15 protein-coding genes are annotated in these 12,864 nt (G+C 58.0%); 10 read left to right on the top strand and 5 right to left on the bottom strand.

What is annotated here, in order from left to right:
* Nucleotides 1-39: 39 nt before the first annotated feature.
* Together ctlX and ocd are read right to left on the bottom strand one after the other, a co-directional pair.
* On the bottom strand, nucleotides 40-972 hold the full coding sequence (ctlX, locus tag IF205_RS17485; RefSeq protein ID WP_259780635.1) for a citrulline utilization hydrolase CtlX: 933 nt from the start codon (nucleotides 970-972) through the stop codon (nucleotides 40-42).
* The gene (gene ocd / locus IF205_RS17480) at nucleotides 969-2,039 is read right to left on the bottom strand and encodes an ornithine cyclodeaminase (RefSeq protein ID WP_259780634.1); all 1,071 of its coding nucleotides are present in this window, start codon (nucleotides 2,037-2,039) and stop codon (nucleotides 969-971) included. Before ocd ends, ctlX begins: the two co-directional genes overlap by 4 nt.
* A gap of 161 nt (nucleotides 2,040-2,200) precedes the next feature.
* Here ocd and IF205_RS17475 point away from each other — a divergent pair, with 161 nt between their 5' ends.
* Nucleotides 2,201-2,653, top strand: a complete 453-nt coding sequence (locus IF205_RS17475; protein WP_259780633.1) for an Lrp/AsnC family transcriptional regulator — start codon at nucleotides 2,201-2,203, stop codon at nucleotides 2,651-2,653.
* Between the two features lie 108 nt (nucleotides 2,654-2,761).
* Complete coding sequence (locus IF205_RS17470; RefSeq protein WP_259780632.1) at nucleotides 2,762-3,091, top strand: hypothetical protein; 330 nt, start codon at nucleotides 2,762-2,764, stop codon at nucleotides 3,089-3,091.
* Here IF205_RS17470 and IF205_RS17465 read toward each other — a convergent pair.
* Nucleotides 3,085-3,621, bottom strand: coding sequence for a cyclase family protein (locus IF205_RS17465; protein ID WP_259780631.1), 537 nt, complete (start codon nucleotides 3,619-3,621; stop codon nucleotides 3,085-3,087). The genes IF205_RS17470 and IF205_RS17465 overlap by 7 nt on opposite strands.
* A 76-nt stretch (nucleotides 3,622-3,697) precedes the next feature.
* Here IF205_RS17465 and IF205_RS17460 point away from each other — a divergent pair, with 76 nt between their 5' ends.
* The 3 genes from IF205_RS17460 to IF205_RS17450 are packed head-to-tail and all read left to right on the top strand — an operon-like array spanning nucleotide 3,698 to nucleotide 6,145.
* A complete protein-coding gene (locus tag IF205_RS17460) occupies nucleotides 3,698-4,642 on the top strand; it encodes a cation diffusion facilitator family transporter (protein WP_259780630.1) in 945 nt (314 codons plus the stop codon).
* 26 nt (nucleotides 4,643-4,668) lie between these two features.
* A complete protein-coding gene (locus tag IF205_RS17455; RefSeq protein ID WP_259780629.1) occupies nucleotides 4,669-5,415 on the top strand; it encodes an SDR family oxidoreductase in 747 nt (248 codons plus the stop codon).
* 19 nt (nucleotides 5,416-5,434) lie between these two features.
* A complete protein-coding gene (locus tag IF205_RS17450) occupies nucleotides 5,435-6,145 on the top strand; it encodes a 2-phosphosulfolactate phosphatase (protein ID WP_259780628.1) in 711 nt (236 codons plus the stop codon).
* A gap of 33 nt (nucleotides 6,146-6,178) precedes the next feature.
* Here IF205_RS17450 and IF205_RS17445 read toward each other — a convergent pair whose 3' ends face one another.
* The gene (locus IF205_RS17445; RefSeq protein ID WP_259780627.1) at nucleotides 6,179-6,661 is read right to left on the bottom strand and encodes an Lrp/AsnC family transcriptional regulator; all 483 of its coding nucleotides are present in this window, start codon (nucleotides 6,659-6,661) and stop codon (nucleotides 6,179-6,181) included.
* Nucleotides 6,662-6,816: 155 nt separating this feature from the next.
* Here IF205_RS17445 and hppD point away from each other — a divergent pair, with 155 nt between their 5' ends.
* The 3 genes from hppD (at nucleotide 6,817) to IF205_RS17430 (ending at nucleotide 9,945) form a co-directional block, all read left to right on the top strand.
* A complete protein-coding gene (gene hppD / locus IF205_RS17440) occupies nucleotides 6,817-7,914 on the top strand; it encodes a 4-hydroxyphenylpyruvate dioxygenase (RefSeq protein ID WP_259780626.1) in 1,098 nt (365 codons plus the stop codon).
* Nucleotides 7,915-8,223: 309 nt separating this feature from the next.
* Nucleotides 8,224-9,315 (top strand): OmpA family protein, encoded by a 1,092-nt coding sequence (locus IF205_RS17435; RefSeq protein WP_259780625.1) that lies wholly within the window; start codon nucleotides 8,224-8,226, stop codon nucleotides 9,313-9,315.
* Between the two features lie 111 nt (nucleotides 9,316-9,426).
* Nucleotides 9,427-9,945: a cupin domain-containing protein gene (locus IF205_RS17430; protein ID WP_259780624.1), complete on the top strand. Its 519-nt coding sequence runs from the start codon at nucleotides 9,427-9,429 to the stop codon at nucleotides 9,943-9,945.
* Between the two features lie 79 nt (nucleotides 9,946-10,024).
* On the opposite strand, the gene IF205_RS17425 is transcribed toward IF205_RS17430, so the two are convergent.
* Nucleotides 10,025-10,597 (bottom strand): hypothetical protein, encoded by a 573-nt coding sequence (locus IF205_RS17425; RefSeq protein ID WP_259780623.1) that lies wholly within the window; start codon nucleotides 10,595-10,597, stop codon nucleotides 10,025-10,027.
* A 253-nt stretch (nucleotides 10,598-10,850) separates the two neighbouring features.
* Here IF205_RS17425 and IF205_RS17420 point away from each other — a divergent pair, with 253 nt between their 5' ends.
* On the top strand, nucleotides 10,851-11,498 hold the full coding sequence (locus IF205_RS17420; protein WP_259780622.1) for a LysE family translocator: 648 nt from the start codon (nucleotides 10,851-10,853) through the stop codon (nucleotides 11,496-11,498).
* A 143-nt stretch (nucleotides 11,499-11,641) separates the two neighbouring features.
* Nucleotides 11,642-12,859: a bifunctional alpha/beta hydrolase/OsmC family protein gene (locus tag IF205_RS17415; RefSeq protein WP_259780621.1), complete on the top strand. Its 1,218-nt coding sequence runs from the start codon at nucleotides 11,642-11,644 to the stop codon at nucleotides 12,857-12,859.
* The last annotated feature ends 5 nt before the right edge of the window (nucleotides 12,860-12,864 follow it).

The following is a 12,864-nucleotide window of genomic DNA, read 5'->3' as shown; positions in this document are numbered from 1 at the left end:
TAAGGCGGCAGAAGATTACTTCTGCCGCCTCTTTTTTATTCAACTGCGCGGCTGCAGATGGATGCCCGCCAGCATGCAGCGGACGGAGCCGCCGGCCAATTCAATGGTGGGAACTGACAAAGGCACCAGCATGACGCTATTCGCCAATGTTGCGATCTGCTTGGGTGTCAGGCTGTCATAGGCGCGCTGTGACAGGGCGAGAATTCTCCCCTTTTCCCCCTGTAATTCAATGGCGTTCCCGGCGAAGTGATTGATCTGGTCCGCTGTGAGGGAGACGATCTCCCGGCCCGGCTGTGCCAGGCGTTCGGCGATTTCGTCGCGTCTCTTGCCGTCAGTGATCATTTCCAGGCCGACCATGGCAAAGTCGGTTCCGATACACATCAATACATTGGTGTGATAGATCGGCATGCCGTGCTCGTCCATGGCGTCGAACAGCATGGGTTCATAGTTGAAATGGGTGCAGAAGCGCTCCAGCGTCACCGGGTCAGTGCGCCGGGAGCGGGCGGAATAGGCGACCCGTTCCACGTGGTCCAACACCATGGCGCCGGTTCCTTCCAGAAACAGGCCGTCCGGCTCCAGTCCGGAATAGTCGATGACATCCTGAACCCGATAGTCGCGTTTCAGCATCTCGATGATGTCGCTGCGGCGTTCCTTGCGCCGGTTGGGCGTGTAAAGCGGATAGATCGCCACATGGCCCCCGGCATGGGTGGAAAACCAGTTGTTGGGAAAGACGGAATCCGGTGTTTCCTCGCCCTTGTCCTCAAAGATATGCACGCGCACGCCGTGGGATTCCAGGGTCTCGGCGACATGGGTCATCTCGCGGTAGGCCTGTTTGGCAAGCGTTGGTGTTACCTTTTCCTGGCCCCGGGACTGAAAGGCATTGTCCTGTGCGGTCGCCTCGTTCGGGGTGAAATGATGCGGGCGGACCATCACCACGGCCGCTGGTGCCTGGGCGCTGCGTCGCGGGCTCACGATGCTTTCTCCATCGCCTGCTGGGCGCGCATGACCATGCCGAAGAGGTCCCGCGGGTCATCCGGATCAGCCACCAGGTCCAGATCCTGGAAACAGCCGGTCTTGTGCAATTGATCACGGATGTAACGCAGGGCGGAAAAATCCTCGATTGCAAAGCCCACACTGTCGAACAGCGTGATCTGGCGGGCGTCCTGACGGCCTTTGGCGTCGCCGGTCATCACCTGCCAAAGCTCGGTCACCGGGTGATCTTCCGGCAGTTGCTGAATCTCCCCTTCGATCCGGGTCTGTGGGGGATATTCCACGAAAATCTCGGACCGGCCCAGGATATCCTTGTGCAGCTCCGTCTTGCCAGGGCAGTCACCGCCCACCGCGTTGATATGGACACCACTGCCGACCATGTTGTCGGTCAGGATGGTGGCATATTGCTTGTCTGCGGTACAGGTGGTGATGATCTCCGCGCCTTCGACAGCCTCTTCAGGCGTGCTGCAGCGAACGATATTGTCGATCTTGCCCGCTAGGTTGCGCACGCATTTCTCCGTTGCCGCCGGGTCAATGTCATAGAGGCGAACGGTGTCGATACCGGTGATTACACGGAAGGCCAGCGTCTGGAATTCCGCCTGTGCGCCGTTGCCGATGACCGCCATCGTTGTGGCATTCTCAGGGGCCAGATATTTGGCGGCCAGCGCAGACATGGCCGCAGTACGCAGGGCGGTCAGCACCGTCATCTCCGACAATAGCACCGGGTAACCCGTATCCACATTCGCCAGCATGCCGAAGGCGGTGACCGTCTGCAGGCCGGTCTTCATGTTTTTGGGATGGCCGTTCACATATTTGAAGCCGTAGACCTCGCCGTCGCTGGTAGGCATCAGCTCAATCACCCCTTCCTGGGAGTGGGAGGCAATACGCGGCGTCTTGTCGAAGAGAGACCAGCGTTTGAAATCTTCTTCGATATAGTCCGCGATGCCCTTCAATGTTTCTTCGATGCCGATGGCGAGCACCGTTTTCATCATATGATCGACACTGACGAACGGGACCATACTTAAGGCTGATGGTTGTAACAGTGGCATGAGCGAAGCCTCCCTAAACTTACAGAATAGAACTAGGTGGACGTCTCCCTGCGTCCATAGGGAGAGTCTAGGCTTGGGCAATGTGATAAAAAATGCTAACAGATTACAAATATTGCCACGTAATTTGGCAAAATGATCAATAGAGATGTGTAAATCGTCAGATGACTGTAAAACCGGCGGAACAACCGAAGTATGTCTATGACCCCCTCGATCGGGAACTGATTGCTCTGTTGCGCCGGGATGGCCGTGCGCCCCTATCCAAACTGGCGGATATTCTGGGGGTGTCGCGGGGCACGGTTCAAAACCGTCTGGATCGCCTCATGGAAAGCGGGGCGTTGTTGGGTTTTACGGCGCGGGTGCGGGAGGATTACGACCCAGATACGGTGCGGGCGGTCATGATGATCGAGGTGGCCGGGAAGTCCACTACCGAGGTGATCCGCAAACTGCGCGGCCTGCCGGAATTGCAACAGTTGCATACCACCAACGGTGCCTGGGACCTGGTGGCGGAAATCCGCTCTTCCAGTCTGGCCGATTTCGACCGTGTATTGCGTGAGGTGCGCATGATCGACGGGATACTCAACAGCGAGACCAGCATCCTCCTGAGTTCCGTTTGAAAATCAGAAACACGCGTTGGTAAAGTGAAACATTGAATTTCTACTGTCATTGCGCGGTTGTCGGTGTGACACTACGTATCTGTATCAACCCCCGACCCGGGATCATGTATGGTTTTCAGAAAACTGTTTGGCTCCAAACAGGATATCACCCCGCCAACGGACAATGATGTTCTCCTTCAGGGTAGAGACGCTTATCTTGCGTTCCGCTTTGCCGATATGCAGGCCTTGTATGCATCCAGAGAACACCCCGAACAGCAGGCTTTTGAAATCCGGCGCAGCAAGGACGATGGCTGGCTGCTGCGACTGGAGCAGGGTAATCACTGGGACAGCCTGGCGAATCGCTATCCCGACTGGGCAGAACGGGTACCGGAAATTGACAAGGCCTTCGAGAAATTCCTGATGTCGATTCTGATCGACGAGGAAAACAAGGTTCAATAATCCAGCAACGCCACAGCGCGTATGGGAGAACCGTCACCATTCCTGATTTTCAGCGGCAGCCCGATGAACAGGAATTCCTGGCCGCGCGGCAGGGCATCTGTGTTGACCAGATCGGTGAAGGTCAGAATGCCATCGGCCAAAAGCTGCCGCTGCATGTCCTCGCTCAATTCCGCTTTTTCACCGATGGCGATGAAATCGCTGCCTGCCCGTTTCAACCTGGCGGCCAAGGCTGCGTCGACCTCGCCTTCGACAAGGATCACGCCGCTCCGGTCAGGAATATCGTCCTCCGGCCCGATGGCGATGGCCTTGCCGCAAAATCGTTCCAATGGAATATCATCCAGCGCCGCTCCGTCTTCCACCATATGGGCGAAGGCATCTACATGGGTGCCGGTATGGCTGCCCATAGTCAGCTCCCGCAGGACCCAGCCATGGCTCTCCATAGTGTGGACCACTGGCATTCCTACAGCCGGATCACCGGGATAAACCGGCATATCCGGGTAGAGTGGCTGGCTTAGGTCGATGATACGCATGGCTGCCTCCGGTTGTCTTTGGCAGAAGAACACCATAAACAGATACCGTCGGCAATATAGACCAGCGAGGGGTGAGATGGCGGGCGGATCTAAGAAAGTTGTCTTTGCGGCGATTGGCGCCAATGCCGTGATTGCGGCAGCGAAATTTACCGCGGCGGTGGTGACCGGATCGGCGGCCATGTTCAGCGAGGCAATCCATTCCACGGTTGATACCGGTAATCAGCTTTTGCTGTTGCTGGGGCTATACAAGGCCGCAAAGCCAGCGGACCGGGAGCATCCGTTCGGCTATTCAAAGGAGCTTTATTTCTGGTCCTTCGTCGTAGCCTTGCTGATTTTCGCGGTCGGGGCAGGGGTGTCGATCTATGAAGGCATCCATAAGATTATTGCCCCCCATGCCGTCGAGAACCCGCTGGTGAACTTCGTCGTTCTGGGGATCGCTGCTGTGGTCGAAGGCGGGGCCTGGCTGCTGGCCCTGAAGGAATTCAATCGTACGCGCGGGCGTTACACCATCCCGCAGGCGGTACGCCGGACCAAGGACCCGGCGGTGCTGGCGGTCCTGCTGGAGGACAGCGCGGCGATCCTGGGGCTGGTGATCGCCTTTGGTGGCGTGGCGGGCAGCTATTTCCTGAATATGCCCGTGCTGGATGGCGTTGCCTCGGTCGGGATCGGCCTGTTGCTGGCGGCAATCGCCGTTGTCCTGGCCGTTGAAACCAAGGCCCTGCTCATCGGGGAGGCGGCGAGCCCGGAGGTGGTGGCAGCCATCCGCAAGCTGGCCGATCAGCATGCTCATGTGGCGGAGGTGAATGAAATCCTCACCATGCATCTGGGGCCGGAAGACATTCTGGTTAATCTAAGTCTGGATTTCCGCAATGATATCCCCGCTGGCATGGTGGAAAGCACGGTCACTGAACTGGAACGCCAGGTGAAGGAAACGATGCCGCAGGTCCGGCGTATTTTCATCGAGGTGCAATCCGCCAAGGCCCATGCGGAACAGGTTGCGCAGGCTGACAATCCGGCGTGACAGCCGGGATAGTGGGGACAGAGGATATGAAAAAGACAGTCTTGATTACCGGCGGCAGCCGGGGCATTGGCCGGGAAGCGGCCCTGCGGCTGGCGCGTGATGGCTGGAAGGTGGCGATCAATTATCGCGGCAACGCGGAGGCCGCCGACGAGGTCGTCGACCGGATTATCGACGAGGGGGGCGAGGCCGTCGCGTTTCAGGGCGATGTCGCCAGCGAGGCGGATGTACTCGCCTTGTTCGATGGGACGTTGGAAGCCTTCGGTCGCCTGGATGGTTTCGTCAATAATGCTGGTATTGTCGCGCCGTCATTGAAACTGGCGGATATGGAAGCCGATCGCATGAAGCGCGTCTTCGACGTCAATGTCTTCGGGGCCTTTCTTTGTGCCCGGGAGGCGGCACGCCGGATGTCCAAAAGTTTGGGTGGCGAGGGCGGGACTATCGTCAATGTTTCGTCCATCGCTGCCCGTCTGGGTTCTCCCTTCGAATATGTGGATTATGCGGCCAGCAAGGGCGCAATTGACACCATGACTATCGGCCTTGCTAAGGAGCTGGGGCCTGAGGGGATACGCGTCAACGCAGTCCGACCCGGCGTCATCCTCACCGATATCCATGCCTCCGGCGGCGAACCGGGCCGGGCGGAACGGATCGGCGCAACCACGCCGTTGGGCCGGGCGGGTGAGGCGTCTGAAATTGCTAACAGCATCCTCTGGCTGTTGAGTGACGAGGCATCCTATGTCACGGGCGCATTGCTGGATGTCTCCGGCGGGCGGTGATTGGGCAGGAGAGCAGACGGTGCCGCATTTCCAAAGGGATTTTGACATACGCTGTGAATGGGGGGAAGCCGGTGCGACGGAGGTCGCGGCCGAAGCCGATAGCTGCGTGATTGTTGATGTGCTGTCTTTTTCCACCTGTGTTGATGTGGCGCTGTCCAGAGGGGCGGTTGTCTATCCCTACCGCTATCGGGACGCAACGGCGTCGGAATTTGCGGTTTCAAAAGATGCGGTGCTGGCGGGAAACCGTCGGACCGATGGCTATTCCCTTTCCCCAGTGAGCCTGCAATCCCTGCCTGCGGACAGCAGTCTGGTTTTGCCGTCTCCCAATGGTGCGACCCTGTCCTGTGCCGCTCGGGGGCAAACCGTTATCGCAGGCTGCCTGCGAAACGCCAGGGCTGTGGCGGGCTATTTACAACGGGTCGGCGGCGCAGTGACGTTTGTGCCTGCGGGGGAGAGATGGCCCGATGGCAACCTGCGCCCGGCTATTGAAGACCTGATCGGGGCCGGGGCGATCATCAGCGTCCTGCCCGGTCGGCGCTCTCCCGAGGCGCAGGTGGCGGAAGCGGCTTTCCAGGCCGTGGCGTCCCGTCTTATGCAGGTGCTGCTGGACAGTGCCAGTGGGCGGGAGTTGACCCAGCACGGGTTTCCCGAAGATGTCAGTATTGCCGGCCAGTTGAATGTCAGTGACGTGGTGCCGGTCTTCCGTGACGATGCCTATCGGTCGCTATAGGAAATCCTGATTTCCCGGCTGCAATATTAAGGATCAGTCCCGCAGGTGGTTCAGTGGCAGGGCCGTCGTATTTTTTTCTTCCTCCAGCAGGATGGTGGATTTCACACCCGCCACCATGGGCAGGCTCAACATGTCGCGCATCAGGAAGTTGGAAAAACTGCGCAGGTCGGTGGATACAACGCGCAGCAGATAATCCGAATCACCCGAAACAGCCCAGCATTCCAGGATTTCCGGGAAACGGTTGACCGCCTCGTTAAAGGCGCGGGCCGGGTCTTCACCATGTTTATCCAGCGTTACGCTGACGAAAGCCATGACGTCCAGGCCAACCGCACGGCGACTGACGATGGTGGCATATTGCTTGATGAAACCCTGTTCCTCCAGCCGCTTCAGACGCCGGTAGCATTGCGACGGTGACAGATTTACCTGTTCGGATAATTCCACGTTGGTGAGTCGGGCATTGGCCTGCAGCGCGGTCAGAATGCGAATATCCTGAGGTTCCAACTGAACGGCGAGCATGGTTTCTCCATCGGGTCGGCTATGGATGCATGTTTCGTGCAACATATTGGGTTTTTGAGGATAAGATTGCAAGGATCATGTGGCCTCTCTGCATTATATTAAAACAAACGCCGTACTGATGAAGTTTGGCGCAAAAATCATGCAGGAGTAGGGACATGAGCGCAGTTGCCGCAATGAAACAGGACGACAGTCAGGACCTTTGGGACAACCCGATGGGAACTGACGGTTTTGAATTCGTCGAATATTCTTCCCCCGAGCCGGAAAAACTGGCGGCTCTTTTCAAGAGCCTGGGCTTTGTTGCGGTCGCCAGGCATCGCCACAAGAATGTGACCCTGTTCCGCCAGGGCGATATCAATTTCATTCTGAACGACCAGCCCTCCAGCCATGCGGAACGCTTCTCCAAGGAGCACGGTCCCTGCGCCTGTGCCATGGCTTTCCGTGTGAAGGATGCGGCGGCAGCCTACGAAGGTCTGCTGGCGCGCGGTGCGGAAGGTGTTGAAAGCGGCGCTGGTCCGATGGAGCTGAACATCCCCGCAATCAAGGGCATCGGCGGTTCTCTGGTTTATCTGGTCGACCGCTATGGCGACCGTTCCATCTATGACGTGGATTTCGAACCGATTCCGGGTGTCGATCAGAAACCGCAAGGCAGTGGCCTGACCTATGTGGATCACCTGACCCACAACGTCTACAAAGGCAACATGGACGAATGGGCGGGCTTTTATGAAAAGCTCTTCAACTTCAAGGAAATCCGCTATTTCGACATTGAAGGCAAGCTGACGTCCCTGAAATCCCGCGCCATGACCAGCCCCTGTGGCAAGATTCGTATTCCGATCAACGAGGCCGCCGAAGACAATGGCCAGATTGACGAATATCTGGACGAATATAAAGGCGAAGGCATTCAGCATATCGCACTGGGCACCGACAATATCTATGAGACCGTCGAAGGCCTGCGCGCCGACGGCGTGGACTTCATGGATACGCCGGACACCTATTACGAAAAACTGGACGAACGTGTGCCCAACCATGGTGAGGACCTGCCGCGCCTGCAGAAGAACCGCATTCTGGTGGATGGTGCGCCGACCGAAGGTCAGGGCCTGCTGTTGCAGATATTCACCAAGACGGTTATCGGCCCGATCTTCTACGAAATCATTCAGCGTAAAGGCAACGAAGGCTTCGGCGAAGGCAACTTCACCGCACTCTTCGAATCCATCGAGCTGGACCAGATTCGCCGTGGCGTCCTGAAAAAGGACTGATCCGGCACCGTTGTCCCATCGACGGCGGTACACGTCTCCGCCGTCCTCCCTAATCCGGCGGCCTGTTAACCCAGGCTGCCGGATTTATTCTTTGGAGTGTGCGCCATCTGCGTTGCAGTTGCGCAACAGCTATTGCCAAACCTGCGGTGGGCGCGCGGAAAATCGCGTTGGTAGATTGCCCGTCGCACGGTAATCCCCTATTGTTGTCAACGAGATCATTGTAGTCCGACTTGGGCCCTGCCCAGTGCCGGGCGTTGCCGTTGCGAGCAATCCGTTGCCGATGGCAGTTGGGGAATCGGAGTGTCGATTATGAAAGAATTTAAGAAAAGCCTGCTGGCCGGTCTGGCTGTTGCCGGTATTTCCAGCATCGCTTTGGCGTCCGGCGCCGTTGCGGGCGAAGGTATGCCGACCGGGTATTACCTGGGTGGTGCGGCTGGTGTCGGCTTCATGCAGGACATGGACATTGATACCGCCACGATCAACGAAGATGCGGATCTGGATCCGGGCTTCGCCGGTGTTGTGTCCTTCGGCTACAAATACGACAGCAACTGGCGCGGTGAATTCGAACTGGGTTATCGCCGCAATGACGTCGACAGCGTTTCCGGTACCGGCAGCATCAGCGCCGGGGGCGACGTGAGCGCCCTGACCGGCATGGTCAACGTGCTCTATGATTTCGAAAATGGCAGTGATTTCACGCCGTTCGTCGGTGCCGGCCTTGGTGCCGCGCGTATTGATATCGACGGCACTCTGGGTAACACCGTTTCCGTTATCGACGATTCCGACACGGCGCTTGCCGGTCAGTTGATCGCCGGTGTCGGCTACAAGGTCAGTGACACGATTGACCTGACCGCACGCTATAACTTCCTGGCGGCTCCGGACGTGAATGTGAACGCAGTCAACGGCACCAGTGTTGATAGCGACTACTATAACCATGCTGTTATGGTTGGCCTGCGTTTCCACTTCGGTGCGCCGAAGTCCATGCCGATGGAAGAACCGAAACCGGTCGCACAGGTTGAGCCGGAACCGGCTCCCGCACCGGCGCCTGCGCCCGAACCGCAGCCGGCTCCGATCGTTCGCACCTTCCTGGTCTTCTTCGACTGGGACAGCACGGTACTGAGCGATGAAGCCATGGCGGTCCTGCGCGAGGCTGTTGCAAATGCAGACCGTGGCGGCATTACCCGTCTGGTAGCAACCGGCCACGCGGATACCTCCGGTCCGGCGCGTTACAACGTCGGCCTGTCCGAGCGTCGTGCCGCGTCTGTCCGGGACGCGCTGAAGCGTCTGGGTCTGGGCGACGCAGATATCGCCACCTACGGTAAAGGCGAGACGGAACCGCTGGTCCCGACCGCTGACGGCATCCGTGAGCCGCAGAACCGCCGTGTGGAAATCGTTCTGCAGTAAACGACCAAATACTGTGCTAGCTCAAAGCGGGAAAGGTGAAAGCCTTTCCCGCTTTTTCTTTGGTTGGGTACTCCGGCCAATTCAATCGCAATCAGGGCAAGGATTACCGAGATGAGAAAACCGGTTATCAATATCGATGATGTCGAGCTGAAGCCGCGTCCGGCGGCGTTTGCCCCTAAAGGGGAGGCGGCAGAGCGGTATGACTCTAAGGTGGGGATGGTAGGGCCACAGATTGGAGCCGCCAAGCTGGGGTATAATATCACTGCGGTTCCGCCGGGCATGCGGGCCTTTCCATGCCATAATCACCAAGTCAACGAAGAGATGTTTTTTATCCTGGACGGCGATGGTGAAGTTCGTATGGGGGATGCCGTTTACGCCATCCGGAAAGGGGATTTCGTTGCCTGCCCTCCAGGCGGTCCGGAAGTCGCACATCAGATTATCAACACCGGGTCGGTGGAACTGCGTTATCTCGCCGTCAGCACGAAAGAGACGCCGGAGGTCGTTGATTATCCCGATTCGGGTAAGTTTGGCATATTTGCGGAACTGGCACCGGATGCCCAGGGAGAGCCTCGCCGCTTGTTGTATGTCGGGCGGGAAGAACAGTGTCTGGACTATTGGGACGGCGAGTAACAATAACAAGTTTCAGTCGGTTGCGTGTCTCTCGTAACCGACTGGCTGTTGGCAGTTTGACGCGTAATGGAAAAGAAGCCTAGCGCGCTGAAATCTGGTCCGTGCCGTCGCATGTGGTGGCGCCGGCAACCTCGGTCAGGTCGCTGTCATGGTTTGCATATTGGACGGCAACCTGTTCCAGGCCCATTCCCGTGTCAGAGTCGGACAGCAGGTAGTCGAAGGCGATATCCGTCTGTGAGCAATATTCCGGGTTGGAGGCCATGCGCATGGACGCCTCATTGGCGAGCGAGGTGACAAAACGGTTCAGCGCCCGTTCACCGCCGGAGCCATGCTGGGACCGGAAATAGGACTTCAGGAACTTACCGTTCTTTTGCAGGTCGGACCGATAGGCAACCGCGAAGGCGTTGTATTGGCTGCGATGGCCGCAACCAAGGGCCGCCACCATCAATTCGCTTTGCAGGCGGCGAACTTGTTTGGCGGCCTGGACGGTATCCACGACCTTCACCTTCTGCGGCACGGCCAGCGTCGTCGTCCGGCATTCTGCGGCAAGGGCGCTTGTGGCAAGGCCGCCAGCGAGGGCAAACATACCCAGTGCCGCACCGGTCCGGCGCAGCAGTCGATTCCGTGCATTTCGCTGCAGGTCTGTCTTCACGGTGCTCCCCTCGAGTCACAGCAAACCAGCCCGATTCGCTATCAGGCCGTCCATAATGCTGCCACATTACCCTCAATCGGCCTTTTGGACAATATTATGTATTTTAAGAAAATGGGAGGGTTCGGGACATGCGGCATAATTGCGCCCTGTTGTTTTTCTTTTTAAAGCGTGCGGATTCACATACCCTTTAGGCCTGTTGATTGGCCGGGCGGGGGGAGATGCAGATGATCATGGAATATGTCGGGCGGACCATATGTGGGAAGGTGGTGCTGTGATGGGACTGGAAGTCTATATCCCCTTTGTGATTGCGGCCGTTCTGCTGACTGTCGCGCCGGGCCCGGACGCCATCTATATCGTTACGCGGACCTTGGCGCAGGGGCGGTGGTCCGGTTTTTTGTCAAGCTGGGGCATTTATTGCGGGGCGGCCATCCATGTTGTGGCGGCAGCTCTGGGGCTGTCGGCCATATTGGCGAGTTCGGCGCTGGCCTTTTCCATCGTGAAATATATTGGCGCCGCCTATCTGCTTTGGCTTGGTATTCAGGCCCTGCGTTCCAAGGGAACGGGCCTTTCCCTGGACGGTGCGTTACCCATCCTGTCCCCTTGGCGGGTTTTCGGGCAGGGCGTTCTCGTCAATCTCCTGAATCCTAAAATGTCGATTTTCTTCCTGGCCTTCCTGCCGCAGTTCATCAGCCCGGACCGTGGCCCGGTGTTCGTCCAGATCCTGGCGCTGGGGGCAACGGTGATTGCCATTGGTATCGTCTGGGAGGCGGGATTGATCCTCTGTGCCGACCGGATCGCCGGACGTTTGCGCCAAAGCCGACGCCTGACCCGATGGATGGATCGGGCGGTTGGGGCTGTCCTTGTCGGTCTTGGTATCCGGCTGGCATTACAGGAACGTTAACTTTTCTGCGATATGCCATGAGTATATTGGATGCCGTGACCCAATTCGGGTAGACTTAGGCCTTGAAGTCCCACAAAGACGCCTCCGTTGACGAGGTATAAGAGGTTGTGGCCTAGGCGCGGTGCAGGAGTGAGGGGATTTTTATGCGCTCTCAAAAAGTTACGTTTGAGGGAAGTCAGGGCAATCTTGCCGCACGGCTGGATTTACCTGAAGGCAAGCCGAGGGCCTATGCTCTGTTTGCCCATTGTTTCACATGCTCGAAAGATATTTTTGCCGCTTCCCGGATTGCGGCCGGGCTGACCGAACTGGGGATTGCGACCCTGCGGTTTGATTTTACCGGTCTGGGGGCGTCGGACGGAGAATTCGCCAATACCAATTTCTCGTCCAATGTGGAGGACCTGCTTTGCGCGGTCCGCTTCCTGGAGGAAAACTACCAGCCGCCGCGTATTCTGATCGGCCACAGCCTGGGCGGTGCGGCGATGCTGTCCGTGGCGGGCCAGGTTGACGATGCCAAGGCGATTGCCACAATCGGCGCACCCTTTGATCCGAAACATGTAGGGCATCATTTCCTGGATAAGATGGAAGTGATTGAGCGCGATGGAGAGGCGGAAGTTCAGATCGCAGGTCGCCGCTTCCGGGTCAAGAAACAGTTCCTGGATGATATCCGCAGCCATGATCTGGAGGAAAAGATCGCCAACCTGAAAAAGGCGCTTCTGGTTTTCCATGCGCCGATGGACACAACCGTTGGCGTCGAGAATGCCAGTGCGATCTTCCTGGCAGCCAAACACCCGAAGAGTTTTGTTTCGCTGGATGATGCGGATCATCTTCTGTCCCGCTATGAGGACTCGGTTTACGTGAGCCAGGTGATCGGGGCCTGGGCGCCGCGCTATGTCCCGGAGTTGCAGCGCGACCAGATCAGAACGGACCTGCGCGCCGGACGCGATGCCACCGTCGTGGCGGAAACGGGCGAGGGGCTGTTCAGCCAGTTCATCGACAGTGCCGGACATGTCCTGCATGCGGACGAACCGTTCGAGATGGGCGGCGACAATCTGGGGCCAACACCTTATGGCTTTCTGTTGTCCGGGCTTGGGGCCTGCACGTCCATGACCGTGCGCATGTATGCGCGGCGCAAGGGCATTCCCCTGGAGCGGGTGGCGGTACGCCTGCGGCATCAAAAAATCCATGCGGAGGATTGTGAGGAATTCGACGGCGGGATTGATGTGATCGAGCGCGAGGTGGAGCTGGTCGGTGATATGACCGAAGACGAGATCAAACGCCTGCTGGAAATTGCCGATAAATGTCCGGTTCACAGGACGCTGGAAAGCAAGGTCCGGGTTCAGACCAAACGCGCGGAGGAGTAGGCCGT

Source organism: Aestuariispira ectoiniformans (assembly GCF_025136295.1).
Classification (GTDB): Bacteria; Pseudomonadota; Alphaproteobacteria; order UBA8366; family Aestuariispiraceae; genus Aestuariispira_A; species Aestuariispira_A ectoiniformans.
The sequence above is the reverse complement of the archived record's forward strand: the minus strand, read 5'-3'. Positions and strand labels throughout refer to the sequence as shown.